Source organism: Streptomyces griseochromogenes, from assembly GCF_001542625.1.
Lineage (GTDB): Bacteria > Actinomycetota > Actinomycetes > Streptomycetales > Streptomycetaceae > Streptomyces > Streptomyces griseochromogenes.
In genome coordinates, this window is record NZ_CP016279.1 from 6,253,345 (window position 1) to 6,279,077 (window position 25,733).

24 protein-coding genes are annotated in these 25,733 nt (G+C 72.4%); 13 read left to right on the forward strand and 11 right to left on the reverse strand.

Features of this window, described 5'->3' with window-relative positions; translation table 11 throughout:
- Positions 1–100 precede the first annotated feature (100 nt).
- The 3 genes from AVL59_RS26880 (at position 101) to AVL59_RS26890 (ending at position 4,576) form a co-directional block, all read left to right on the forward strand.
- On the forward strand, positions 101–1,897 hold the full coding sequence (locus tag AVL59_RS26880) for an alkaline phosphatase family protein (protein ID WP_159400090.1): 1,797 nt from the start codon (positions 101–103) through the stop codon (positions 1,895–1,897).
- A gap of 80 nt (positions 1,898–1,977) precedes the next feature.
- Positions 1,978–3,480 (forward strand): metallophosphoesterase family protein, encoded by a 1,503-nt coding sequence (locus tag AVL59_RS26885; RefSeq protein ID WP_079147006.1) that lies wholly within the window; start codon positions 1,978–1,980, stop codon positions 3,478–3,480.
- 67 nt (positions 3,481–3,547) lie between these two features.
- On the forward strand, positions 3,548–4,576 hold the full coding sequence (locus AVL59_RS26890) for an LLM class flavin-dependent oxidoreductase (RefSeq protein WP_067309174.1): 1,029 nt from the start codon (positions 3,548–3,550) through the stop codon (positions 4,574–4,576).
- A gap of 175 nt (positions 4,577–4,751) precedes the next feature.
- On the opposite strand, the gene AVL59_RS26895 is transcribed toward AVL59_RS26890, so the two are convergent.
- The 4 genes from AVL59_RS26895 to AVL59_RS26910 form a co-directional block, all read right to left on the reverse strand.
- Positions 4,752–7,130: a SpoIIE family protein phosphatase gene (locus AVL59_RS26895; protein WP_159400091.1), complete on the reverse strand. Its 2,379-nt coding sequence runs from the start codon at positions 7,128–7,130 to the stop codon at positions 4,752–4,754.
- A gap of 80 nt (positions 7,131–7,210) precedes the next feature.
- Positions 7,211–7,777, reverse strand: a complete 567-nt coding sequence (locus AVL59_RS26900; RefSeq protein ID WP_067317821.1) for a TetR/AcrR family transcriptional regulator — start codon at positions 7,775–7,777, stop codon at positions 7,211–7,213.
- A 94-nt stretch (positions 7,778–7,871) separates the two neighbouring features.
- The gene (locus AVL59_RS26905) at positions 7,872–9,044 is read right to left on the reverse strand and encodes a permease (protein ID WP_067309177.1); all 1,173 of its coding nucleotides are present in this window, start codon (positions 9,042–9,044) and stop codon (positions 7,872–7,874) included.
- 77 nt (positions 9,045–9,121) lie between these two features.
- Positions 9,122–9,481, reverse strand: a complete 360-nt coding sequence (locus AVL59_RS26910) for an ArsR/SmtB family transcription factor (RefSeq protein ID WP_067317823.1) — start codon at positions 9,479–9,481, stop codon at positions 9,122–9,124.
- Positions 9,482–9,621: 140 nt separating this feature from the next.
- Here AVL59_RS26910 and AVL59_RS26915 point away from each other — a divergent pair, with 140 nt between their 5' ends.
- Positions 9,622–10,962: an MFS transporter gene (locus tag AVL59_RS26915; RefSeq protein WP_067309179.1), complete on the forward strand. Its 1,341-nt coding sequence runs from the start codon at positions 9,622–9,624 to the stop codon at positions 10,960–10,962.
- Between the two features lie 84 nt (positions 10,963–11,046).
- On the opposite strand, the gene AVL59_RS26920 is transcribed toward AVL59_RS26915, so the two are convergent.
- From AVL59_RS26920 to AVL59_RS26940, 5 genes are all read right to left on the reverse strand, one after another.
- Entirely contained in the window at positions 11,047–12,300 is a 1,254-nt protein-coding gene (locus AVL59_RS26920; protein ID WP_067309180.1) for an MDR family MFS transporter, read from the reverse strand.
- Complete coding sequence (locus AVL59_RS26925; protein WP_067309183.1) at positions 12,297–13,421, reverse strand: PLP-dependent cysteine synthase family protein; 1,125 nt, start codon at positions 13,419–13,421, stop codon at positions 12,297–12,299. Before AVL59_RS26925 ends, AVL59_RS26920 begins: the two co-directional genes overlap by 4 nt.
- A gap of 118 nt (positions 13,422–13,539) precedes the next feature.
- The gene (locus tag AVL59_RS26930; RefSeq protein ID WP_159400092.1) at positions 13,540–13,968 is read right to left on the reverse strand and encodes a hypothetical protein; all 429 of its coding nucleotides are present in this window, start codon (positions 13,966–13,968) and stop codon (positions 13,540–13,542) included.
- A gap of 129 nt (positions 13,969–14,097) precedes the next feature.
- Complete coding sequence (locus AVL59_RS26935) at positions 14,098–15,291, reverse strand: FAD-dependent oxidoreductase (RefSeq protein ID WP_067309186.1); 1,194 nt, start codon at positions 15,289–15,291, stop codon at positions 14,098–14,100.
- A 104-nt stretch (positions 15,292–15,395) separates the two neighbouring features.
- Positions 15,396–15,959, reverse strand: coding sequence for a hypothetical protein (locus AVL59_RS26940; RefSeq protein ID WP_159400093.1), 564 nt, complete (start codon positions 15,957–15,959; stop codon positions 15,396–15,398).
- Between the two features lie 633 nt (positions 15,960–16,592).
- Between AVL59_RS26940 and AVL59_RS51690 the strand changes: the two genes are divergently transcribed.
- Genes AVL59_RS51690 through AVL59_RS26960 form a run of 5 tightly spaced genes read left to right on the forward strand, consistent with a single transcriptional unit; the run spans position 16,593 to position 21,147 of the window.
- A complete protein-coding gene (locus AVL59_RS51690; protein ID WP_107407388.1) occupies positions 16,593–16,703 on the forward strand; it encodes a keywimysin-related RiPP in 111 nt (36 codons plus the stop codon).
- Positions 16,704–16,728: 25 nt separating this feature from the next.
- Complete coding sequence (locus AVL59_RS26945) at positions 16,729–18,579, forward strand: lasso peptide isopeptide bond-forming cyclase (protein ID WP_067309194.1); 1,851 nt, start codon at positions 16,729–16,731, stop codon at positions 18,577–18,579.
- A 29-nt stretch (positions 18,580–18,608) separates the two neighbouring features.
- Positions 18,609–18,863 (forward strand): lasso peptide biosynthesis PqqD family chaperone, encoded by a 255-nt coding sequence (locus AVL59_RS26950; RefSeq protein ID WP_067309199.1) that lies wholly within the window; start codon positions 18,609–18,611, stop codon positions 18,861–18,863.
- Positions 18,860–19,297: a lasso peptide biosynthesis B2 protein gene (locus AVL59_RS26955; RefSeq protein WP_067309203.1), complete on the forward strand. Its 438-nt coding sequence runs from the start codon at positions 18,860–18,862 to the stop codon at positions 19,295–19,297. The genes AVL59_RS26950 and AVL59_RS26955 overlap by 4 nt, the downstream gene beginning before the upstream one ends.
- On the forward strand, positions 19,294–21,147 hold the full coding sequence (locus AVL59_RS26960) for an ABC transporter ATP-binding protein (RefSeq protein WP_067309205.1): 1,854 nt from the start codon (positions 19,294–19,296) through the stop codon (positions 21,145–21,147). Before AVL59_RS26955 ends, AVL59_RS26960 begins: the two co-directional genes overlap by 4 nt.
- Positions 21,148–21,166: 19 nt before the next feature.
- Here the strand turns inward: AVL59_RS26960 and AVL59_RS26965 are convergent, their stop codons facing one another.
- On the reverse strand, positions 21,167–21,553 hold the full coding sequence (locus tag AVL59_RS26965) for a nuclear transport factor 2 family protein (protein WP_067309208.1): 387 nt from the start codon (positions 21,551–21,553) through the stop codon (positions 21,167–21,169).
- Positions 21,554–21,956: 403 nt separating this feature from the next.
- Here AVL59_RS26965 and AVL59_RS52605 point away from each other — a divergent pair, with 403 nt between their 5' ends.
- From AVL59_RS52605 to AVL59_RS26980, 4 genes are all read left to right on the forward strand, one after another.
- On the forward strand, positions 21,957–22,130 hold the full coding sequence (locus AVL59_RS52605; RefSeq protein WP_159400094.1) for a hypothetical protein: 174 nt from the start codon (positions 21,957–21,959) through the stop codon (positions 22,128–22,130).
- Positions 22,127–22,477: a hypothetical protein gene (locus AVL59_RS26970; protein WP_159400095.1), complete on the forward strand. Its 351-nt coding sequence runs from the start codon at positions 22,127–22,129 to the stop codon at positions 22,475–22,477. Before AVL59_RS52605 ends, AVL59_RS26970 begins: the two co-directional genes overlap by 4 nt.
- The gene (locus AVL59_RS26975; protein WP_067309214.1) at positions 22,474–22,752 is read left to right on the forward strand and encodes a hypothetical protein; all 279 of its coding nucleotides are present in this window, start codon (positions 22,474–22,476) and stop codon (positions 22,750–22,752) included. Before AVL59_RS26970 ends, AVL59_RS26975 begins: the two co-directional genes overlap by 4 nt.
- Positions 22,753–22,870: 118 nt before the next feature.
- The gene (locus tag AVL59_RS26980; protein WP_067309217.1) at positions 22,871–23,347 is read left to right on the forward strand and encodes a cupin domain-containing protein; all 477 of its coding nucleotides are present in this window, start codon (positions 22,871–22,873) and stop codon (positions 23,345–23,347) included.
- Here AVL59_RS26980 and AVL59_RS26985 read toward each other — a convergent pair whose 3' ends face one another.
- Entirely contained in the window at positions 23,348–25,687 is a 2,340-nt protein-coding gene (locus tag AVL59_RS26985; protein ID WP_067309220.1) for a SpoIIE family protein phosphatase, read from the reverse strand.
- Between the last annotated feature and the right edge of the window lie 46 nt (positions 25,688–25,733).

Here is a 25,733-nt window from a genome sequence, read left to right on the forward strand (position 1 = left end):
GCACCGGCCGATACCCATGTCCCGTTCATCGTGCACAGCCGGGCCACAAGGCCCTCACCCTCACCACTTCTCCTCAACGGGACGAGGTACACGAATGCGCATGCGCTGGAGATCCTTCGGCGGGCAGCTCGCCCTCCTCGGCGCACTGATCGTCTGCGCCGAGCCGGCCCACGCGGCCGGCAGCAGCGGCAATCTGATCGTCAACGGCGACGCGGAGGCCGGCGGCTCCTGCACCGACGACTGGGCCGCGGCGACCACGGTGCCGGGCTGGACCACCCAGGCCGGCGGGCCGGACGTCATGTGCCACACCGTCGGCTCCTTCGGGCTGCCCGGCGACGGCAACTCCCCCGGCAAGGCCTTCTTCGGGCCCGGCAACTTCGGTGACGGCTCGATGACGCAGACCGTCGACGTCTCCTCGGCGGCGACGGCCATCGACGGCGGCGGTGTGCACTACAACCTCTCCGGCTGGCTCGGCGGCTGGACCGTGTACAGCGGGTACGTGGCGGTAGGCCTGCACTTCCACGACGCGAACGGCCGTCCGATCGGCACGTCGGCCAAGCTGCCGACGGTCTCCGCGTCCGACCGGGGCATGGCCACGAAGTTCCTCTCCCGCAGCACGACCGGCACGGTCCCCGCGGGGACCCGGTCGATCCAGGTCGAGGTGCAGTTCCTGTCGACGTCGCACGAGACCGGCTACCTCGACAACCTCTCCCTCACCCTGGACACCCCGGTGACCGCGCCGGCCCCGCTCGCCCCGCCCGTGTCCAAGGTGCCCGGCTACGACCACGTGTTCATGGTCATGATGGAGAACACCGACTACTCCGAGGTCATGAACGACCCGGCCGACACGCCCTTCATGCACAGTCTGATGTCCCAGGGCGCGACGCTGACCGACTTCCACGGCGTCTACCACCCGAGCGACGAGAACTACCTCGCCATCGCCGGCGGCGACACCTACGCCAAGGGCGCCACCTACTGGCCGAACATCAACTCCCCCCAGCGCAACCTGGGCGACACCCTGGAGGCGGCCGGCAAGAGCTGGAAGGCCTACGAGCAGGGCATGGGCACACCCTGCAACACCAGTAACAAGAACGACAGTTACTACGAGCCGGATGACGCGCCGTTCATCAACTACACGGACATCAGCGGCGATCCGGCCCGCTGTGCGGCGCACCTGTTCGACACCTCGCAGCTGACCACGGACCTGAAGTCGGCCTCGACCACGCCGAACTTCTCCTGGATCGCCGCCGACGACTACTACGACGGCGAGGCGTCCGGCAACGGCAGCGCCACCAGCCTGAAGACGCAGGACGGCTGGCTGAAGCAGACCCTCGCCCCGGTACTGTCCTCCCCCGCCTGGACCCAGCAGCGCTCGCTGCTCGTCCTGACCTGGGACGAGAGCCAGAGCGAAGGCTACAACCACATCGCCACGACGGTCGTCGGCTCGCAGGGCACCGTTCCGGCCGGGACCAGCAGTCCGGCCCACTACGACCACTACGGCATCGGCCGCACGATCGAGTCGGCCCTCGGTCTGCCCGGGCTGACCGCCAACGACACCTACGCGACGCCGCTGAACGACGCCTTCGCGCCGTCCAGGGCGACGGCGCCGACCCTCACCGGCGACCTGAACGCGGTCGCGGACGGCGGCAACGTGACGTTCCGGTACGCGGTGCCGTCCGCCGCGCAGGTGAGCGCGAAGAACTGGATCGGCATCTACCCGGCCGGCGTCACCCCCGGCCAGCAGTCCTCGCTCGCCTGGTCCTACACCCCGAACGCCAGCGGCGCGGCGACCTTCTCCACCGGCAAGCTGCGCGGCGCGGGCAAGTACGACGTGTACTACCTGGCCGACAACGGCTACTCGGTGCTGGCCGGGCCGTTCTCACTCACCGTGGACTGACCGGCCGCCCTCGGTCCGGCGCTCCGGGCGTCAGGCCCCGCCCTGCGGGGCGGGGCCTGCTCGTTGTTACCGTGCACGGCGTGTCTGACTCCTCACGCGATACCGCAGAGGGCGCCGGCTGGGGCTCTGCCGAGCACGGCGCCTATCGGCAACTCATGCCCGCCCATGTCGAGAAGCTGTCGTGGCTCAACCCGAGAACCCTGTGGGCCGCCCGGAACGGGGTGCTCGCGTCCTGGTTCGGCGACCCGACGGGCCGTACCCGCAGCCGCTGGGTGGCCCGGCGGGCCAAGGCCGGGGCTCCCGCCGACAAGGTGGTCCGCCGCGATGTGCCCGACCGGTTCTCCTTCATGGTCATCGGCGACACCGGCGAGGGCGACGACTGCCAGTACGCCGTGGTCCCGGGCTTTCTGAAGGCGGGTCAGGACACCGAGTTCGCGGTGATCGCGAGCGACGTGATCTATCCCGTCGGCAGCGCGGACGACTACGGCACCAAGTTCTTCCAGCCGTACCAGGACTACCCTGCCCCGATATACGCGATACCGGGCAACCACGACTGGTACGAGGATCTCGGCGCGTTCATGCGCGTCTTCTGCGCCGACCCGCCGCCGCTCGACCCCGAGCCCGCACCCCGTCCGCTCACCCGGGCCTGGTGGCGTGCCCTGCTCTGGCACCGGCCGCGCCCGACGGACGGTCAGCACCTGGCCGAGGCGGGCAAGTTGCGCTCGGCACCGGAGCAACAGGCCGTGCAGCCGGGGCCGTACTGGGCGATCGACGCCGGACCGGTGCGGATCGTCGGCATCGACACCGGGCTGCTGGGCACGATCGACGCCGAACAGGGCGCCTGGCTGCGGGAGGTCTCCCGGGGCCCGAAGCCCAAGATCCTGATCACCGGGTCTCCGCTGTACGTGGACGGCGAGCACCACCCCTGCGCCATCGAGGGCGGCGGCACGGTCGACGACATCGTCCGTGACCCGGAGCATCACTACGTCGCCGCGATCGGCGGAGACATCCACAACTACCAGCGCTACCCGGTCGACGTGCACGGCCGGACCATCCAGTACGTGGTGGCGGGTGGCGGCGGCGCGTTCATGCACGCCACGCACACCATCCCGCGGGTGTCGGTCGCCGATGTGACGGAGCGGGACTTCCGCTGCTATCCGCTGCGCGGCGACTCGCTGGCCTTCTACAGCCGCCTGTACGGCCGCCGGCTGCGCCTGCGCCGCTTCTTCACACTCACCGAGTCCGAGGCGACGGCCGTGATCGCCGAACGGCTCGGCATCGAGCCGGGCCGCGCGCCCGGCCCGGACGCCCGTGTCACCCGGCGCACCCGGATGGTCGCGAGCCTGCTGGGCGCCGGCGGCCGCCCCGACCGGACCTCGCGGTTCCGGCTGCCCGTGCGCAAGCTCTACACCCAGCTGTTCTCGCCCGGCTCCGCCACCTACAGCCCGCCGTTCTTCAAGTGCTTCCTGCGTCTGGACGTCACCCCACAGGCGGTACGGCTGCGCTGTTTCGCCGCGACGGGCAACCGCGCCCAGGAACTGGACCCGCCGGTCGAGGACGATTTCACCATCCCGCTGAAGTGATCACACGGTTGTCACACTCGGCTGCCAGAATCAGGGCAGTACTCATGTACGCCCCCTGGAGGAGCCCGTGCCGTCCACCGCTCGCCCGCTGCGCAGACTGGGCTTCCTGACGATCGGTCTCTTCGACGCGGCCGACCCGGGCCGGGGCCACGAGTCCACGCTGGAGATCATCGAGCTGGGCGAGCGGCTGGGCTTCGACAGCGCCTGGGTCCGCCACCGCCATCTCCAGTACGGCATCTCGTCCCCGGTCGCGGTGCTGGCGGCGGCTTCGCAGCGCACCCGCCGCATCGAGCTGGGCACCGCGGTGATCCCGCTGGGCTGGGAGAATCCGCTGCGCCTCGCCGAGGACCTGGCGACCGTGGACATCCTGTCCGGCGGCCGTCTGAACCCGGGCGTGAGCGTGGGCCCGCCGATGCACTACGAGCAGGTCAAGGAGGCCCTGTATCCGGACACCGCGGACACCGAGGACTTCAGCTACGAGCGGGTGCGGCGGCTGCTGGACTTCGTGCGCGGCGAGGCGGCCACCGACTTCAGCGGTGTGGAGGGCTTCGAGGTCTTCGCGGACGTGGTGCAGCCGCACTCCCCCGGGCTCGGGCGGCGGATGTGGTACGGGGGTGCCGGCCTCGGCTCGGCGCGCTGGGCGGGCGAGCACGGCATGAACTTCCTGACCAGCAGCGTCGTCAAGGCCGAGGACACGGACGGGCCGCTGGACTTCGCGGAGATCCAGCGGTCGCACATCCGCGCCTTCCGCGCCCGGCACCCCGACGGGGACGCGGCCCGCGTCTCCCAGGGGCTGGTGGTGATCCCCACCGACTCCGCGAGCCCCGGACAGCGGGCCAAGTACGCGGAGTACGCCGCCGCGCGGCTGCCCCGCACGGCCTCTCCGCAGGGTCCGGCGCGGCTGCTCTTCGCCCCTGATCTGGTCGGCACCAGCGAGGAACTGGCCGAGTGCCTGAACGCGCACGCCGCGTTCCGCGAGATCGACGAGGTGGCGTTCGCGCTGCCGTTCACCTTCGCCCACGACGACTACGTCCAGATCCTCACGGACCTGGCGACGAAGCTGGGCCCCGCTCTGGGATGGCGGCCGGCGGACTGACGGTACGTCGCCCGCGAGCATCACCCGGTGCGTGATCCACGGGAAGCGGGGCGGGCGTTGTCACCGGGGGCCGGCTGGATGGTGGCCCGGTGGTCCCGGAAGGCGACGCTGCCCGGCTCCCAGCGGAAGGGGACGGTGTGTTCGGGGCGGACCGCCCGCTCCGGCTGCGCCGCGCTCAGGCAGGAGCCGTTGACGGACAGCAGCCGCTCGGTGGGGTGAGGGCTTGTTCGGTCCAGACCGTCTTTCCGTGGGCCGTGTAGCGGATGCCCCAGTTCTGCGAGAGCTGGGAGCAGATGAACAGGCCCCGGCCGCCCTCGTCGATCGTCCGTGCGTGGCGCGGCCGCGGGGCGGAGGTGTTGGAGTCGTGCACCTCGCAGGTGAGGGTGCGGTCCTTGATGAGACGCAGTCGGACCGGCTGGGCGCCGTACCGCAGGGCGTTGGTGACCAGTTCGCTGACGATCTCCTGCGTGGCATAGGCGGTGTCCTCGTCCACGCCCCAGGTGGCGAGTTGCTGCCGGGCGTGCCGGCGTGCGGCGGCCGGGGCGGTGGGCCGGCCGTCCAGCGGCCAGGTGACGACACGGTCGGCGGGGAAGGGGCGGGTGCGGGCGAGAAGGAGGATGGCGTCGCCGGGAAGGGAGTCGACGCGCAGCCGGTACAGGATGTCGTCGCACAGGTCCTGCAGGGGCCGGTCCGCGTCGGCGAGCACGCTCCGGAGCAGTCGCGGGTCGCTCGTGCCGTCCTCGGACTGTGCGGCGGACAGGAGCGAGGGCGAGTAGAGGGCGAGGACGTCTCCGTCGGCCAGCGTGACGGAGGTGGCGGCGAACGGGGAACCGCCTGAGCCGCCGAGGACGGCACCGGCCGCCAGGTCGACCACTCGGGTCGAGGAACCGGGGCCTGCGACGACGGGCGGCGGATGTCCGGCGGAGGCGATGGCGCACGCACGGGTGAACGGGTCGTAGACCGCGCACAGGCATGTCGCGCTGAGGGGCTCAGCGCGCAGGGGGTCGCCGGACGGCAGCGCCCTGCGCTCCTGAGCCAGGTGTGCCGCGGCGTCGTCGAGCCGGGCGAGCAGTTCGTCGGGTTCCAGGTCCAGTGCGGCGAGCGACTCGATGACGATCCGCAGCTGGCCCATGGTGGTGGCGGTGTGGATGCCGTGGCCGGCGACCTGCCCGACGACCAGGGCCGTACGGGCGCCCGGGAGGGCGAGCGCGTTGGACCAGCCGCCCGCACCCCGGTTGTCGGCCACATACAGGCCTGCGGTCTCGGTCGCGGTCTGCGACGCGGGCGCCGGCGGCAGCAGGTGGCGCTGGAGTGCCGCGGCGACGGAGTGCTCGCGGGTGTAGCGGCGGGCGTTGTCGATGCTCAGGGCGGTGTGCGTGGCCGGTGCGAGGGTGAGGGTGACCTCGTTGTCGTCGAATGCGGCGGACTGTCGGACGCGGTAGAGACTCATCAGTCCGAGCACCGTGCCGCGCAGCGTCAGCGGTGCGACCAGCAGCGCGTGCGCGCCGGACGCCCGGATCGCCTCGGCACGCACGGGGTCGGCCGCCAGCCAGGGCGTGCCGGGGTCCAGGACCATCGCGCGCGGCTTGAGGTCGGCCAGCGTCTGTGCGTACGGGGTCGGGAACGGCAGTGCGCGGACATCGCCCACCGGGTGCGCCTGGATCTGTTGTTCACCGCCACTGTGCCCGAAGGCGGCCCGGCGCAGCGGCACATCCCGTCCCAGCGGGCTCAGCGGCGGTTCCTCTCCGCGCACCACCGGCTCCACCACCTCCACCACGCCGATGTCGGCGAACCCGGGGACCAGCGCGTCCACCAGTTCCTGGCAGGTGGTCACGACGTCCAGGGTCCGTCCCACCCCTTCCCGCACGGCATACAGAGCCTGCACTCTGCGGATCGCCTTCTCCTGGCCTGTGACGTCGTGCGCCAGGACCAGCACTCCCTGTGCGTCGCGCAGGGGAAGCACCGAGACGGCCACATGCGTGTGCCGGGGATCGTTGCCCGGGTCCGTGCGCAGCACGCGCTCCGCCCCCGGCGCGCCGCTCTCCAGAGTCCGGCGCACCATCTGCTCCAGATCTCCGGGCGACGAAAGCGGCCACGCTTCGGTGACGGCTCGTCCCTGGATCTGGGGAGCGCCCGCACCGGACAGTTCCTGCGCGGCCGCATTGGCCGACACGACCCGCAGCCGCTCGTCCACCACGAACAAGGCCCCTGACGTGTAGGCGGACAGCGCCTCGAACACCGCGGTCCCCATACCGGGCAACATCCCGATCGACGGCGGCAGGAAGATCCCCCACGCCACCGAACCGTCCTGCCGCGACAGAGGTCGCACGCGCAGGCCGTCGCCGCCCGGTCCGCCCGCGACATCCCGCAGATCGACCTGCCCGCGGCCCTTCGCATCATCACGACCGGACGCCGGGTGCGGGCTGACCAGGTCGGTTGCCGGGCGTCCTACGACCTCGCCCGCCGGGCGCCCCAGCAGCTGTTCTGCCTGGTGGCTCCACTCCACCACGACGCCCCCGCCGTCCACGATCATGAGCGGCGTATCAGCGGTCACGGCAACCACCTCCACCTCCCAGCTTGCCCGCGGGCCCAGGGCTTCGCCGCCCCTGCCCACGGCATCGCCGGCGCCGGCCGTCACCCAGGCGGTGCGGCCAGGGTCTTGACGGCCGGGCGGAGCAGGGCCGCGATGCGGTCGGCCGGGGCGTCGCGCAGAGGAGCCAGGCCGAGGAGCTGGTGGCCGATGGTGACGCCCAGCAGGGCGGTGACGACGAGTGCGGCGCGCAGTCCGGCGTCCTCGGCCGCGGGCAGGGCGGCGCCGATGCTGTCTATCTGCCGGCCGAGGTCGGCGCGGACCTGATCGGCGGCCGCCGGGTCGGTGAGCATGGAGCGCATCATCGCCAGCGTGCCCTCGGGAAGACCGCCGAGCTCGAGGCCGAGCGTGGCCAGCAGCTGATCGACGAGCGCGTCGGTGCCGGTGGCCGTCGGCGGAGCGGGGATGGGTTGCACGGCGTGCTCGAACAGCTCGCGTTTCGAGCCGAAGTACTGCATGACCAGCGCCGGGTCGACGCTCGCCGCGGCCGCGACGGCGCGAATGGTGGTGCGTTCGAAGCCCTTCTCGGCGAACAGCTCCCGGGCGCTGTCGAGGATGCGGGCCTCGGTGGCTCGACGGCGATCGGCGCGGGACCGGCGAGGGGTGGACATCATGTCACTCTACTGGCGTTGACCGAACTGGCGACCGAACCATGCGGCGATCGGGTCAACACCCGTTGAGCTTCGATCGGCCGCGAGGACATGGTCACTGGTGTTCCTGCCGTGACGCCGTCATGGCGTGGCCGGTTTCGGGCGAGCCGCCCATCATGCGGAGCATGGCGGGCCCTCCGGTCCGCAGGAACCGCACCAGGAGCACGGCGGCGAGGAGGAGGAAGGCGATGTTGAGCCAGGTGGTGTAGTTCCAACTGACGCCCTCCATGGGGACCTTGGCGTCGGCCTGGTCGGGGATCAGGCCGAGACCGCCGAAGACGAACTCCACGACGTATCCCGCGACGACCATCGACAGGTAGAAGGTGCCGAGGAGGAAGGCTGCCATCCTCGCGCCGTAGTACTTCCGGTAGATGTTGAGGATCGGCAGGATCAGCAGGTCGGCGAAGATGAACGCCACCACGCCGCCGAAGCTGATCCCTCCCTTCCACAGCACCACCGCCAGCGGCACGTTGCCGATGGAGCACACGAACGAGGCGATCGCCACCAGCGGGCCGACGACGGGCCCCCACAGCCTGGCGGCGAGCGGGTGACCCTCGAAGAAGAAGGCGCCCCAGAACGAGTCCGGGACCCAGGCGGCGATGGCACCGGCGATGAGCAGGCCGGCGACCAGGTCGCGCAGGATCGCCGCCCATTCCATGACGAACACATGGCTGGTGGCGGTGAAGCCCTCCCGGGAGAACAGGCGTCGGGCGAAGGAGCCGTCGCGCCGCACGGACATGTCCATCGCGGCATGGCCCTCCATCGAGCCGGCGAGGCCCCGTCGCGCCTGTTCACGAGCCTGGCGCAGGAGCCCCGTGCGCAGGAACAGCCGGAAGAGGACAGCCAGCAGGACGATCATGACGGGGCCGCCGACGAACTCGGCGGCGGTGAACTGCCAGCCCATCAGCAGCGCGAGGATGACGCCGAGTTCGACGACGAGGTTGGTGGAGGCGATCTCGAAGGCCATCGCGGCGGTGAAGTCCGCGCCCTTGCGGAACAGCGAGCGGGCCAGCGCCACCGCGGCGTAGGAGCAGGACGAGGACGCCACACCCAGGCCCGCGGAGACGGCGAGGGTTCGGGGCCGGTCGTCGCCGAGCAGGGAGACGACGGTGGATTTGCGGACGACGGCCTGGACGACGGCGGACAGTGTGAAGCCCAGGATCAGGGCCCAGGTGATCTCCCAGGTCATGGACCCGGTGATCGCCAGTGCGTGGAGTACGGCGTGCATCCGAGAAGCCTCGCCTCCCTGGTACGGCGTACGGGCGGCGGACACGCCGACCGCCGGAAAGCCTTCCGCCGAGCCGCTCAGTCGTGCGGAGCCGCCCCGCTCACCCGGTGGTCCGCGTGACTGAGCGCCTCCATGACCAGGCGTCGCAGATGCCCGTCGCGGAGGCTGTAGTACACGTGCCGTCCCTCGCGGCGCGTGTCCACGAGCCCGGCGAGCCGGAGCTTCGCCAGATGCTGGCTGACCGCGGTGCGCGAGGCCGCACACCGCTCGGCCAGCGAACCGACGTCCGACTCCCCCTGGGCGAGCAGCCACAGCAGATGCAGCCGGGTCACGTCGGACAGCAGCGCGAAGACCTCGGTCGCCTCCGCGAGACGCGTGCTGTCCGGGGGGCGCAGATGCGCACCTGGCGCAGTTGGCAGGGGCTCGCGAGCAGGCATGCACACAGGGTAGAGGGCCGGGCGCCCGGTCACAGCTGTCGGCTGCCCCGACCCGGAATCGTTCATGTGCGCAGATGCGCACCTATAGGTACAGTGGGCAGTGGTCGTGCTCACCCCGCCTTCGGCCCAGGGACCGCCCCATGCTCTCCGTGCTGCGCAACCGCACCTACCGACACCTCTTCATCGCCCAGGTCATCGCCCTGATCGGCACCGGTCTGGCGACAGTGGCGCTCGGACTGCTGGCGTACGACGTCGCGGGTGCCGATGCCGGCTCCGTGCTGGGCACCGCTCTGGCGATCAAGATGGTGGCGTACGTGGCGATCGCTCCGGCCATCGGCGCGGTCGCCGACCGGCTGCCGCGCCGCACGCTCATGGTCGGCGCGGATCTGACACGGGGCGCCGTCGCGCTGATGCTGCCGTTCGTGAGCCAGGTCTGGCAGGTCTACGTCCTGATCTTCCTGCTGCAGGCGGCGTCGGCCGCGTTCACGCCCACCTTCCAGGCAGTCGTCCCCGACGCGCTGCCCGCCGAGCGCGACTACACCCAGGCACTGTCGCTGTCGCGGCTGGCCTACGACCTGGAGAGCCTGTTCAGTCCGGCGCTCGCCGCCGCCCTGCTGTCCGTGATCACGTACAACTGGCTGTTCCTCGGCACGGTGGCCGGTTTCCTGGCCTCGGCGGCACTGGTGGTCTCGGTCGTCCTGCCCAAGCCGGTCGGCTCCCCCGCGCCACGCACCGGCGGCGCGTACACGAAGGCCGCCGCGGGGACGCGCCTGTTCTTCGCCACCCCGCGACTGCGCGCGCTGCTCGCCCTCAACCTCGCGGTGGCGGCGGCGAGCGCGACGGTCACGGTCAACAGCGTGGTGTACGTCCGGCGGCTGCTGGGTCTCGGCGCCGCCGAGGTGTCGTTGGCCCTCGGCGCCTACGGCGGCGGTTCGATGATCGTCGCACTGCTGCTGCCCCGCGTGCTGGACCGGGTGTCCGACCGCGCGGTGATGCTGGGTGGCGCCCTGCTGCTCACGCCGGTCTTCACCGCGCTCGGCGTCCTCACCGCTGCCGGGAACGGCGGGTGGCGCCGGCCCGCGCTGCTGGGGATCTGGGCGGCCTTCGGTGCCGCCTGTTCGATGGTGCTCACGCCGGCGGGCAGGCTGATTCGCCGCTCGGCGCCTCCGGCGGAGCGCACGCCGGCGTTCGCCGCGCAGTTCTCCCTCTCGCACGGTTGCTGGCTGCTGACCTATCCGCTGGCGGGCTGGGTCGGTGCGGCTGCCGGTCTGGAGTCGGCGGTGATCGCGCTCGGCGTGATCGCCTTGGGCGCCGGGCTGCTGGCGGTGCGTCTGTGGCCGGCGAGGGAGCCGGTCCTCGTCGAGCACGAGCACGCCGGGCTCCACGCCGGTCATCCGCACCTCGCGGACGCCGTCCGGGTGCCCGGCGGCTGGCGGCACCGCCACCGTCGGCTCGCCGACGGGCTCCACGTGCACGGGTGAGGGGGGCGATCCGCCCTCCACGGCTTTCCGGATCCGCCGGGAAGGAATGAACCGGGACGCACCGAGCGGACCGTCCGGATCACCTCACCCGGTCGTCGGCACGGGCACAGCCACGAGGTGCCCGGCACGGTGCAGGCGTGCCACCAGTGCGGCGCACACGAGCCCGGTGGCGGCCAGCGCCGCCCACGGAAGCCAGCGCACGCCCGTGTCGAACAGTGCCCCGACCGCGAGGTTTCCGAGGGAGACCGCGATGCCGGAGGCGGTGTTGTAGGCCCCGTAGTAGGTCGCGACGAGCCGGTCGCTGGAGAGGCGGACCACGGTGTCCATCTCGAAGGGGTAGAGCAGGGCACCGCCCCATGCCAGCAGCGCGGCGCAGCACGTGAGCGCGAGGACACCGGCCGCCAGGCCGCCGGTTCCGTCGTAGGAGCCGGGCAGGACCAGCAGGAACGCGGCGCCCATCAGCACCAGCCCGTACGCGATGGCCCTGGGTCCGGGCAGAGTCCGCCGCGCCCACGCGGTCAGCTTCAGCTGCCCCGACAGGGCGGCGAGAGCGGAGACGGCGAAGACCGCCCCTGTCACCAGTCCGGTGCGTTCGCCGAACAGTTCCCGGGCACGCAGTGGCAGCGCGAGATAGACCTGGAAGCCCAGGACGTACGAGCCCGTCATGGCGGCGGTGAACAGGAGGAAGGGCCGGTTGGCCGCGACGGTGCGCCAGTCGGCGGCGACGGCGCGCCAGGCGGGCTCGGCGGTCCTGCCGGCCGGAGGGCGTGCCGGCAGCGCGCGGGCCTGAAGGACGGCCAGGATGGCGAAGATGAGCGCCGAGACCGTACACACGGCGCCGAAGTCCCAGGTCAACAGAGCCAGTCCCGCCAGTGGGCCGATCAGGATGCCGGCCTGGTAGAAGATGTTGAAGGCGGCGAAGGCCTCCACGCGGCGTTCCTCACCCGCGTCGGCGGCCAGGTACGCGCGCACGGCCGGGTTGAACAGCGCACCCGCCAGGCCGGTCAGAGCGGAGGCCGTCACCAGCGCGGGCAGCGTGTCCGCCGCCGCGAGCAGTCCGAAGGCGACCGTCCGCAGGGTGCACCCGATGAGGATCATCGGCTTGCAGCCGTAGCGGTCGGCGAGGGTGCCGCCGACGAGGAACATGCCCTGCTGGGAGAGGTTCCGCACGCCGAGGACCAGGCCGACCGTCCAGGCCGCGAGCCCGAGGCCGTGGGCGAGGTGATCGGCCAGGTAGGGCATCAGCATGTAGAAGCCGAGGTTGATGGCGAACTGGTTGACCATCAGCAGCCGCGTCGGCAGGCCGAAGGAGGCCATCTGCGCCCGCAGCCCCCTCATCGGACGCCCGCCCCGGCACGCTCCACGGTGGCCCGGCCGAGCGGATCGCGGACCTTGCCGCACCTGGTCCAGCCGGTCACCACACGCTCGTCCGGCTCTGCGATCTCGTCGGGTCGCGGCGGGGGTTCCTGGCCCAGCAGCCGGTGGTCGCGGCACCATGCGTCGTTGTAGACGGTGTCCAGGTAGCGGTGCGGGCCGTCGGGGAAGACCGCCGCGACCCGGGTTCCGGCGGGATACGTGCGCGCGACCCATCCCGCGACGAGCGCGACGGCCCCGACGCTCCAGCCCCCTGTCGCGTAGTGGCGGCGGCCCAGTTGGCGGCAGGCCCACACCGCTTCGGCCGGCGCCACCCAGTGGACCTCGGCGAAGGCCGGGTAGTCGACGTTGCCCGGGTGGATGCTGGAGCCCAGGCCGCGCATCAGCCTCGGCGCGGCGGGCTGCCCGAAGATGGTGGAGCCGACCGCGTCGACCCCGATCAGGGTCAGGGCCGGGAAGGACTCGCGCAGTACGCGGGAGATGCCGGCGGAGTGCCCTCCTGTGCCCACCGATGCCACGAGGACGTCGACGCGGCCGAGTTGTGCGATCAGTTCTGTGGCCAGCGGGCGGTAGGCGCGCGCGTTGTCGGGGTTGTGGTACTGGTCCGGGCAGTACGCGCCCGGTGTGCGGGCCAGCAGTTCGGCGACGCGCTCGCGGCGGGCCCGTTGCCAGCCGCCGTCCGCGTGCGGGGCAGCGACCTGGTCGACGTGCGCGCCGAGCGTGGCCAGCAGCCGCAGCACCGACGGCTCCATGCCGGGGTCGGTCACGACGGTGACCGGATGCCCGAAGGACAGCCCGGCCAGCGCGAGTCCCAGCGCGAACGTACCGCTGGAGGACTCGACGATCGGGGCACCCGGCACGAGGTCCCCGCGCCGACGGGCCTCACGGATCATGTGCAGACCGGGGCGGTCCTTGATGCCGCCGGGGTTCGCGCCTTCGAGCTTGGCGTAGAAGCCGCGGCCGGGTGGGGCGAAGGGTTCGTCGATCCACAGGACCGGAGTGCCGCCGACCAACTGGGCGGGGCGGCGGGCGACCACGGGGAGCGGAGCGTGGGCTCCGCGGGTTTCGGGCAGAGGGAGGTTCATGCGGGTACGGCTCCTTCGCACCGCGCGGGGCATGGACGCGGTGCGGTCGTCGGGGTCATGGGCGCGCGGGCACGCCCCTGCCGCGGAACGCGGGCGGGTGGGGGCGTGCGGGCGGCGTCTAGAGACGCCGGACGCAATGGAGCGCGAGGGTGTCCGGGGCGTCGGTGCCGGAGGCGGCGGGGCCGGATGGCCGGCACCGGACGGCGGGCGAAGGCGGGCCGTCGACCGCTCCGAACGGGCTGTCGGCCGGATCGGCGTGGCCGGGCTCGACGATCGTTTCGTCGACGGCGGTCCTGGGGCGGTCGGCCGCGTGATCGATGTGGTCTCCGGACCGGTGCTGATGCTCGGGGGCCGGTTCGCTCTCGCGCCCGGCGTCGTGCAGCGGCCGAGCGATCTCGGCAGCCTCGACGCTCACAGGGGGTCCGGCGACGGCGGAGACATGGACGGCACCGGCGAGATGGGCGGTGACCAGGAGGACGAGGCCCAGCAAGAGCCCTGCGCGGCCGGACCGCATCGAGGCCTGTCGCACCTTCCACACTCCGATCACATACACAGAGTAGTCGATCGACCACGACTCGTGCGGGAAGAGGGCGGCCGGGGCGAGGCGCAGGACCGGACGAGAACCCTCGCCGGCGCGTGCGGTCCGGGGGCCGTGCCCCCGGACCGGATGAGTGGTTCAGTGGCGGAGGCCGGCCGTCAGGGCGGCGGACAGCCGGGGCGCCGCGAACCGGGTCCCGCAGGTGAAGCGCATCAGCGGGCCGAAGGTGGCCGCGGACGTGATGCCGGTGAAGTAGAGCCCCGGCACCGACGACTGGAACCCGGTGTCCAGAGCGGGAAACCCTCCCGTCCGGGCCAGCCCGGACCGAAGCCGCGGGGCGAGGAAGTCCAGGGCGTCCAGCTGGACCCGGTAGCCCGTGGCGGCCAGGACGTGCGCGGTCTCGATCGTGCGGATGGTGCCGTCGGCGCCCCGGGTGACGAGACGGACACCGTCGCCCTTCCGCTCGGCTCCGGTGACGGTCTCTCCCAGGTGTACGGGGACGCCGTCCAGCCTCGGCTTGAGCCACCACGAGCCGAACGGCCCCAGCACGCGCTTCACCAGCCGCAGCCGGGTGGGCGCGGGCAGGAAGCGGAAGAACCGCGCCTGATGGACCACCGCGTACAGCCCCCACGAGCGTCCCAGGGGCGTGTCCGGCTGCCAGTGCGGTGGCGGCGAAGGCGCCGTCCCGAACACCAGCCGCCGGGTCCGCGCGAGCAGCCGGACTTGAGCGCCTGCCTCCGCCAGCAGTGCGGCGCTCTCCTGGGCCGACTGGCCGGCTCCCACCACGACCACGTCCCGCCCCGCGAACTTCGCGAGATCGCCGTGGTGCGAACTGTGCGAGACCAGCCCCTCGGGCACGAGCGGCGCCAGCGCCTCTGGGACGTACGCGAAGCCGTCCATGCCGCTGGCCACCACCACGGCCCGCGCGCGCGGTTCCTCCCCGGAGGACAGCTTGAGGTGGAAGCCGTCCGTCTGCCGGTCGACACCGAGCACCCGGACGTTCGCCACCTCCGGCACCAACCGCTCGGCGAACCAGCGCCCGTAGCGGACGAACATCTCCACGGGTACCGGGTCATGCCCGGTCAGCCGGGGCTCCCCGGCCTCTCGGCAGTAGGCGTCCAGGGTGAACCCGGCTTCCGGAGCCGACAGCATCGACGCGCTCGGCGGCGACTTCAACAGCATGCCCGCGGGCATGTTCTCGGCCCAGCTCGCCATCGGCGAGCCGAAGACCCTGACCGGCAGGCCGCGCGCCTTCAGATGCGCGGCCGTGGACAGGCCGTACGGGCCCGCCCCGATGACAACGATTGGTGCGGCAGCAGTACTACGGGACACGTGAATTCCCCCCTGGCGCGGCACTCCCCTCGGAGCCCGCGCCCCGGCATGACTGGGTGCGGAACGGGCGGTTGAGCACACCGGAAGCCGCTCACGGCCGAACGTCAGGCCGTGAACGACGGGGAGGGGCAGGGCGGGCCGCGCCGCACGACGGCGTCGGCCAGAAAGGTCACGGCAGGAGACGTACGGTCGCCGCCGCAGCAGGGGCGTCGCTCGGCATTCGTGCCCACGGCCAGCTCGAGCGGCGCGCGCACCGGTGCGAACAACCGGCGCAGCAGATCCCGCCCGGCCGCGCGCAGCACGCGCCGCCGGCACGTGTCCATGCCGCGCAGCAGCACGGCGCTCAACACCGTCAGCAACAGGTGCGCGACGACGACGGGCAGGCCCGCGTGCACGGAGGACGGCCACAGCGCGTGCGCCGGCAACGCGACAGCGTCGTCGGTCCGCACGAACCAGTAGCCCACGGCCATCTGCGCTCCGGCGGCGAGCGTCAACTGCCGTGCCAGTGGCTTCTCCTGCCCCGCACCCGGAAGTGCGACGGCGAAGAAGAAGAGGGCCGCGGCAGCCCGCACACCCCACGAAGGGCTGGAGTCGAAAGCCAGATGGTGGACGGTGCCGGCAACCGCCGTACCCAGTACCGAGAACAGTCCCGCCCGGACAGCCGCCACCGGCACCACACGCGGTACCCGACCGCGGCGGCGCACACGGGACACATCCGCCGAACCCCCCATGACCCACCCATGATGGGGCTCGCGGCCCGCCCGTGTCATCACCGCGTCGGGCGCCGCTCGGCACCTGCTGCCGCTCGGATTCCCGTCGGACGGACCTGACCGGAAAGCCGGTCGGTGGCTATGACACCGGATACGCCGATCCGCTCATGGCCGATCGTGAATCAATTGGGGAACCCTTCGCTCCTCCAGAGAACGCTTCGTCGTGGCGCGACAGGAAAGGGAGCACGTCCTGGGACGCGGAGCGCGCCCGGCGGCTCCCGTCCGCAGCCGCTGTCATGGGCGTCCGGCAGGTGCGGCGGGAAACTGCCAGGCAGCATGTCGAATCGTTTATTCGAGCATGCGCGCTCACGGATCGAGGGCCAATGACGCGCTGACGGCAGCCGGAACGAGAGGGGCGCACAACCCAAGCGATTCGGATTCTTCCGATTAGCCGACCTTCCTCAAGGCTCTTGCCCCGGTATCACGCTCTGCAGCTAGCTATGCGCTGCGTCCACTTCCTGGCCGGGGCTCCCGACGAGCCTTGGCGGCTGGTCAGGGGAAGTGGTCTGAACCCGCATGTGAGGAGTGGTCATGAAGAAGGCCTACGAGGCGCCGACGCTCGTCCGGCTCGGTACGTTCCGCAAGGAGACGGGGCTCCTGCAGCGCCACGGCAACGACCGGCTGATCCTGAGCAAGAACTGACGACCGACGGTCGCTGACCGACGTCATGACTGAACTGCACGAAAGTGCGGGGACGGGCCCCGGCGACGCGCACTTCACGGTCTTCACGGACCGTGCGGACGCGGCCGCCGTGGCCCGCTCCTTCGCCCGTCCCGGAAGCCGGACCCTCGCCCACGCGTCGGGCCGGCCCTGGCTGGTCGGCCACTGGCACGACGACGAGGTGCTCACGGCGGGCGCCGGTGGTGCCTCCGTCGCCGTGATCGGCTGCTGCCCGGTCGACGCCGACGAACTGCGGCGCCGAACCGCACGGTTGCGTGATCTCGCGGAGCTCGACGCCCTGGCCCGATCCCTTCCCGGCAGCTTCCATCTCGTCGGCGCCCTCGACGGACAGATCAGGGTGCAGGGCACCGCCTCCGGACTGCGACTGGTCTTCCACGCGGAGATCGACGGTGTGCGGGTGGCCGCGACCCGCGCCGACACGCTCGCCGCCGTCCTGGGCCTCGAACCCGACGTGGAGGAACTGGCCGTCAGACTGTTGTGGCCCGCCCCTTATCCGCTGTTCGAGATGTCGATGTGGTCTTCGGTCACCGCCGTTGCTCCGCACGACGCCGTGGTCGTCGCCGCGGACGGGCGCACCGCACGGCACACCCGGTGGTGGACGCCGCCGGAGCCTGTCCAACCGCTCGCCGAAGCGGCGCCCCTGATCCGGAAGGCGCTGGAGGAGGCCGTCGGCGCGCGTACCCGTCAGGGCGGCGTGGTGAGCTGTGACCTGTCCGGCGGTCTGGACTCGACCTCCGTCTGCTTCCTGGCCGACCGCTCCCCCGCCCGCGTGGTGGCCAGTACCTGGCCGGGGCGCGATCCGGCGGACACCGATCTGTCCTGGGCCGAACGGGCGATGGGGTACCTCCCGGACGTCGAGCACGTGGTCTGGGACGCCGACGCCTCGCCGCTGGTCTACGAGGACCTGCTCGGTATCGACGACCTCCTCGACGAGCCCACCATCGGCGTCATGGACCGCTCCCGGGTCCTTCACCACCTGCCCGGCCTCGCCGCTCGCGGCAGCCGGTTGCACCTGACCGGCATCGGCGGCGACCACGTGGCCTGGTGCTCCGAGGCGTACTACCACCGGCTGCTGCGCACCCGTCCGCTGTTCGCCGTGCGGCAGTTGCGCGGGTTCCGGGCGCTGTGGCAGTGGCCGCTCGGCGGCACGGTCCACGCTCTCGCCGACTCCCGGCCGTACGGGAAGTGGCTCGCCGGCTCCGTCGCCAACCTGCGTGGCCCGCTGCCTCCGTCCGTCGCCACGGGGCTCGGCTGGGGCACGGCACCGCGTCTGTTCGGCTGGGTGACCCCCGAGGCCGAACGCATGGCCCGCCGGGCGCTGCTCGCCGCCGCGGCGACGGTCTCGCCGCTGCACCCGGACCGTGGACTGCACGCCGACCTGGAGCAGATCCGCTCGTGCACCCGTGTCATCCGGCAGTGGGACCGGATGGCGGCCCGCGCGGGCCTGCCGATGGCCTCTCCCTTCCTCGACGACCGTGTCATCGAGGCGTGTCTCGCGGTACGTCCGAGCGAGCGCGTCACGCCCTGGCGGTACAAGCCGGTCCTGAGCGCCGCGATGCGCGGGATCGTCCCCGATGCCTGCCTGCGCCGGGCCAACAAGGCCACGGCCGCCATGGACGCCTCCGACGGACTGCGCCGGCACCGCGGCGACCTGCTGGCCCTGTGGGAGGGCTCGCGGCTGGAGGAGCTGGGCCTGGTGGACGGCGCCGAGCTGCGCCGCCTCGCCCGGCGGCCCGCCTCCCCGGGGCTGTCCGACGCCATCCTGTACTCCACGATCGCCGCCGAGGTGTGGCTGCGCGGATCGGACCGCGGCCACACCCGCGTCCCACAGCCCTGATCGCATCCCCACGTCAGAAAGGCCCGCCCATGCCCCTGCGGTTCGGCGACAACGTATCCACTGCCCAGACCGAGTACGGCACGGTCCTGCTGGACGAACAGGCAGGCGCCTACTGGGAGTTGAACCCGACCGCCACCCTGGTGGTGCGGACGCTGCTCGACGGCGGCGAGGAGGCGGACGCGGCCGCCGCCCTGGCGACGGAGTTCGACATCGGCCGGGAGCAGGCCCTGCGGGACGTCCAGACGCTCGTACGGCAGCTGCGGAGCTCGGGGCTCGTCTCATGACGACGCCCAGCGCGCTGGAGCGGCCCACCGATGTGCCCCTGGCCCGACGCCTGGCCGCCCGCCTCGTCCTGCTCCCCGCCGTCGCCCTGGCCATGCTGCCGCCCCGCCGCATCCGCACCGTACTCGGCCTTCTGCGGCGCGGTGCCGCGCCCGCCACCACCACGCAGGCCCAGAACGCGCGCGACGCCATGTGCGCCGCCAGCCTGCGCTGCGCCGGACCGAAGGGCTGTCTGCCGCGCTCCCTGGGAGCCGCTCTGCTGTGCCGGCTCGGCGGAACCTGGCCGACCTGGTGCACCGGTGTGCGTGTCGTCCCGCCCTTCACCGCGCACGCCTGGATCGAGGCGGAGGGCCGTCCCGTCGGGGAGGGTCTGCCCGAGGGCTACTTCACCCGGCTGATCGCCGTCGACCCGCTGTCGGCTCCGACGGACCGATGACGAGCGACGCGCCGTCGTACGACGGCCGGGCCCCGGCCGCCGAGGGCGACACGTCCACCCGGGTGGCGGTGGCCACGATGTACCGGCTCACCGCCAGGCACCGGAGGGCCATCGCCGTCGCCACCGTGCTGACCCTCGTGGGCTCCGCCCTGGGACTGGCCGAGCCGCTCGTCGCCAAGCACGTCGTGGACGCGAGCGCCCGAGGACAGGTCATCTGGCCGCTGCTGGCACTCCTGGGCGCGCTGTTCGTGGCCGAGGCGGCGACGGGAGCCACGGGGCGCTTCCTTCTGGAACGGATGGGCGAAGGTGTCGTACGGCAGCTCCGTCACGGGCTGGTGGGACGGCTGCTACGGCTGGAGATGAGGGAGTACGACCGCCACCGGGGCGGGGACCTCATCTCCCGGGTGACGGCCGACACCACCTTGCTCCGGGAGGTCGTGTCACAGGCCCTGGTCGATCTGGTGACGGGCAGCCTTGTCGCGGCCGGGGCGATCGTCCTCATGGCCTGGCTCGACCCTCTGCTGCTGCTCCTGGTCGCCGGCACCGTGGCAGCGGCGGCCGTGGTCGTCGCCTCCCTGCTCACGGGGATCAGAGGCGCCTCCGCGCACATGCAGGACTCGGTCGGTGCCATCGCCGCCGATCTGGAACGCGCCCTCGGTGCCGTGCCGATGGTCCGGGTGCACCGCGCCGAGGAGCGCGAGGCGGCCGGCATCGGCGCCCGCGTCGACGCGGCCTACGGCGCGGGGGTACGCGCGGCGAAGCTCGCCTCCGTCATGAGCTCCGCCGTCGAACTCGCCGTCCAGGGCTCCTTCCTCATCGTGCTGGTCGTCGGCGGCCTGCGCGTCAACGGCCACGCCGGGTCCCTCGGCGATCTCGTCGCCTTCCTGCTCTACGCCTCGTACCTCGTCCTGCCGCTGTCCTCCGTCTTCCGTGCGGTGGGCCTGGTCCAACGCGGGATGGGCGCCTACCAGCGCATCGACGGGGCGCTCCGCCTGCCGGTGGAGCCCACCGCGCCCCGGAACCGGCGAGACCTCGCACCCGTACCGCGCCCGCACGGGCCGCCCGTCACCCCCGAACAACCCGTCCTCGCCCTGCGCGACGTCCACTTCGGCTACGACCCGCAGCGGCCGGTCCTCCGCGGCGTCTCGTTCGCCGTCCCGCATCGCCGGCAGGTGGCCCTGGTGGGCCGGTCCGGAGCCGGCAAGAGCACTGTGTTCGCCCTGGTGGCGAGGTTCTACGAGCCGAACGCGGGCACCCTGCTCTTCGACGGGCGGCTCGCGGCCGAACTCAGCCGTGACGCATGCCGACGGGGCATCGCCGTCGTCGACCAGAACACCCACGTCGTCCACGGCACCCTGCGCGACAACATCACCTACGCCGTGCCCGAGGCCACGGAAGAGGAGATCCGGCGCGTCGTCGAACTGGCCCGGCTCGACGAGGTCGTCGACCGCCTTCCCGACGGCCTGGCCGCCGTCATCGGCGAGCACGGCAGCAACCTCTCCGGCGGCGAACGGCAACGCGTCGCCCTCGCCCGCGCGTTGCTGGCCCGCCCCTCGCTGCTCCTGCTGGACGAACCCACCTCCCACCTCGACGCCATCAACGAAGCGGCGCTCACCACCGTCATGAAGGACGTCGCCCAGGAGTGCGCCCTGCTGGTCATCGCCCACCGCCTGTCCACGGTGCAGCACGCGGACCACATCGTGCTGCTGCAGGACGGCCGCATCAGCGCCGGCGGACGCCACGAGGAGCTGCTCACCGGTAGTGCCCTCTATCGCGAGCTGGCCGCCGGCCAGATGCTCCGGCCCGGCGTCGGGCCCGGAACCGGCAACCGAGGACACACGGACGACTGAAACGTGCCTTGCGCCGGTGTCAGTTCTCCAGTGCGCGGGCGATGGGCAGCGTGTCGGAGGTCTGCCGCAGCTGGGTGATCTTGCCCTTGCGAAGGGTGAAGAAGTGGGCGAACCGCGATGTCACCGGCTTGCCCCCGATCGTGACACCGACATAGCGGCCGAGCACGATGACCTGGTCGCCGTCCTCGTAGTAGGCCTCGCCGACGCAGCGGAACTCCTGGAAGCGGGAGAGGAAGGGAAAGAAGTCGTTCACGATGCTGCCGAGTCCGTCGTAGACACCCCCGTTGGGGAAGCCCTCGGCCACGTCCCAGCGCGCGTCCTCGTCCACGACGGACCTGATGACGCCCAGGTCGCCGGCCGCGTCGTAGAAGCGGCGGACGACGTCGATCTGCGGGGAGTCCGACACGGTGTTCCCTCTCGACATGTGAGGTGCCGATGTCCGGTTGGTCGCGCCTTCACCTTACTCACCGATGGACCGTCACGGGCGGAAAACCCGGCCGGGACAGCCTGACCAAGCGGCCCGCCACCAGGACGGCCTCGACCTGCCGGACCACCGGCACCGGCCTAGGGCCACGACCGGCCCGGTGCCGTCCCGCGGGTCGACGCCTGGCCGCACCCGTGGCCACGGCCGGCCGCCGAGGGCGAGCGGGGAACACCTCCCACCACGACTTCACTGACGCACCCAGGGCCCGGTTTCCACTTCGTGGACGCCGGACCCGACGGACGCCAGGCAGGCCGGTGCCGCTGACCTGCGCCCTCGTCAGGAACGCCCCTTCACCGGGTTCAAGGGCGTCTTCGACCGGAAGGACATGAACCCGCTCGGCCTCGGCGGGTTCATGGGCGTCCGGTCCGTGCCGTTGAAGCCGTCGGCGTCGACGGCGGGGGCGGTCTGGGCGCAGGCGGTCGGCGACGCCGACAGCCCCACCCGGGTCGCCTCCTACGTCGTCTCCGGCATCGGCTTCCTAGGCGGCGGCGTCACATGATGCTGCGCCCCGCGGGCCGGCTGATCGACCGCGTACCGCAGCGTGACCCCGACAACGAGGGTGTGCGCGCCACCGTCCACCTGATCTGCGAGCGCAACGACGAGACGCATGTCCGGGCGCTGCTGTCCCAGGCCCTCGCGAGCGACGGGCTCGCGCCCACCGGTCTGCGGGTGCGGCGCGACGACCAGGGCGGCACCAGCCTGCGGGCGGCGGTCTCCCTCAGCGGCGACCCCGCCCGAGCCCTGGAGCAGCTCATCACCCGCCTGTCCCTGGAACCTGGCGTCCGCGACCTGCACTGGCACCTGGACGACACGTCCCTCGACTCGGAGCGGGAGGCGGCGGCATGAACGACCCCGTCACCCGGCACGCCCGCCACGCCGTCCGCCGGGCCGCCCGGCAACTGGCGGAGGACGCCCCGAGACTGACCGCCGGCTCCGCGAGCGCGCTCCGTGCCGGGCTCCGCGTCCGCACCGCCCGCCTGCGCGGGGCCGCTCTCGCCGCCTGGCTCACCGGCGTACCCGAGCACGTGATCGCCGCCGACGGCCGCGTGCCCGTGGCCGTCGTCCGACACTGGATCGCGGCGCGCAAAGCGCCGCGACACCCCGGCGACAGGCGGCCGTGACGGACCACCCCGGTGGCGCCTTCGACCTGCCTCGGCCGATGCCCCATCACGACGCGGGGCTCGGCCGCATCGATCGGGATTGCCGGGTGCCGCCCCCCAACGCGCCCGCAGTGCCCCCATGTTCGCGGCGACGGCCGCTCGCGGTCCTGGAGGCTCCCCCACGCGCATCCCACTCCGCACCGTCGTCATCGGCGCGGTGACCGCCGCCTCTTTCCTCGCCTGCGGCACCGCCGGGGCGACCCCCGCGGGGCCCGGAGTGGCGGCCCGGACCATCAGCCGGACCACCGTCGGCGACACCGACCGCACCCTGCGGGAGATCACGGTCCCGCACGGTCAGAGCACCGGACGGCACTACCAGGGCGGTCCGCTGTACGGCATCGTCAGGCAGGGCATCCTCAGCCGCTTCGACTCCACCTGCGCCTCGGACCGCGTGTACCGGACGGGCGCGACGATCCGGGAGCCGTTCGGTCCGGACCACGGTCACATCGGCCCCAATCTCGGCGACACCCCGATCGACCTCTATGTGCTCTGTGTGCTGCCACACGGCTCGCCGTTCTCCGAGGACGCACCGAACCCGGGCCGCCCGTTCCGGTGATCAGGCGTCTGGCAGCGGCTGTTCCGCCCAGATCGTCTTGCCGCTGCCCGTCTGCCGGCTGCCCCAGCGCTGCGTGAGCTGGGCGACCAGCAGCAGCCCGCGGCCGCCCTCGTCGAAGGCGTGTGCCCGGCGCAGGTGCGGCGAGGTGGAACTGGCGTCGGAGACCTCGCAGATGAGGGCGCGGTCGCGGATCAGGCGCAGCTTGATGGGCGGTTCGCCGTAGCGGATGGCGTTGGTGACCAGCTCGCTGACGACGAGTTCGGTGACGAAGGAGGCCTCGTCCAGCCCCCAGACGGCCAGTTGCTCGGTGGCCGCCTGCCGGAAGGTGGCCACCTCGGCCGGGTCGGGCGGTACGTCCCAGGTGGCGACGCGGTCGGCGCCGAGCGCGCGGGTGCGGACCATGAGGAGGGCGACGTCGTCGGTCGGCTGTTCGGGCAGGACGGCCTTGAGCACGTTGTCGCTGAGCGTCTCCAGGGAGTCGGTGCGCACGCCGAGGGCGCGGCGCAGTTCGTCGACGGCGTGGTCGACGTCCCGGTCACGGTCCTCGATCAGGCCGTCGGTGTAGAGGGCGACGACCGATCCCTCGGGCAGTTCCAGCTCGATCGCCTCGAAGGGCAGCCCGCCGACCCCGAGGGGCGGTCCGGCGCTCATGGAGACGAACTCGGGCGTGCCGCCGGGCAGGACGAGGACCGGTGCCGGGTGGCCGGCGGCGGCCAGGGAGAGGCGGCGGGAGACCGGGTCGTAGACGGCGTAGAGGCAGGTGGCGCCGAGTTCGGCGACCTCCTCGCCGCTGCCCTCTGCGCCGAGGTGGGTGACCAGGTCGTCCAGGTGGGTGAGGAGTTCGTCCGGGGGCAGATCGACGTCGGCGAGGGTGCGTACGGCCGTGCGCAGGCGGCCCATGGTGGCCGAGGACTGGATGCCGTGGCCGACCACGTCGCCGACGACCAGCCCGACCCGGCTGCCGGAGAGCGGGATCACGTCGAACCAGTCGCCGCCGATGCCCGCCAGGGATCCGCACGGCAGATACCGGTGGGCCACCTCGACCGCGGCCTGTCCGGGCAGTCCACTGGGCAGCAGGCTGTGCTGGAGGGCGTGGGCGGTGCTGCGTTCACGGGCGAAGCGGCGGGCATTGTCGATGCAGACGGCGGCGCGGCTGGCGAGCTCCTCGGCGAAGACGGCGTCGTCGGGGCCGTAGTCGTCCGGGTGCGCCACGCGCACGCACACCGCGACGCCCAGTGGGGTGCCGCGGGCCCGCAGCGGCACCGCGATCATCGAGTGGACGCCCTGCCGGTAGGGGCGGCCCGCGGGCGAGCGCGCGTTGCGCTCCTCGAGCCAGCGGTCGAAATCGGGCTCGCCGACGTGGCTGAGCATGGCGCCACCCTCGCGCAGGGCACGGGCCGAGGGTGAGGACGGCTGGTAGACGTCCGCCTCGCCCAGGTACACGGCCGCTCCCGGGGTGCCCTCCCGGGTGGAGCCGTGAGCGACACGCCGAAGTGTGACACCGCCGTCCGGGATCATCGGCTGCTCGTCCGCCCCGAGGACCCAGTCCAGCAGGTCGACGCTGGCGAAGTCGGCGTACTGCGGAACGAGGAGCTCGACCAGTTCCTCGGCGGTGCGCACCACGTCCAGGGTGGTGCCGATGCCGGTGGCCGCCTCGTTCAGCAGGGCGAGCCGGCGCCGGGCCCAGAACTGCTCGCTGCTGTCGAAGGCCGCGACGGCGACCGCGGTCGGCTCGCCGGAGTCGTCCCGCAGCGGCCACATCTCGATGCTCCAGGCGTGTTCCCGGTTCAGGCCGGGCGCGCCGGTGAAGCTCTCGTAGTGGACGGGCCGGCCGGTCTCGGCGACCTGGCGCAGATGGCGCATGAAGTCCCGGCCGTGCGCGCCGTCCACCACGGTCTCCGGGTAGAGGCGGCCGACCAGCTCCTCCTCGGCCACGCCCTTCACCTGGCAGGAGGCGTCGTTGGCGCGCAGATAGCGCTGTTGGAGGTCGAAGACCGACATGGACATGGAGGCCGTCTGGAAGGCCTGGGCGGCCAGCGTGACGCCGGGCGGACCGGGCGGCTCGACGGTGACCACGTATGCGCTCGCCGCGCCGTCCGGGCCGAGGACGGGGCAGGCGGTCACGGCCAGCTCGACCCGGTGTCCGTCACGGTGCCGCAGTGCGAGGGTGCCGGCCTGGGCGCCGATGGCCGACGCGGGTACGTCCTCGGCGAGCAGGTCGGTCGCCGGCCGGCCGACGACCTCTTCCGCCGCACGACCCGTGAGCAGCCGGGCACCTTCGCTCCACCCCGTCACCCTGCCCTGGGCATCGATGATCGCCGCGGCCGCGACACGCTCCATATGCCCCAGGATGATCCGATTGTTCCGGGGCATCAAGCGCGGGAGC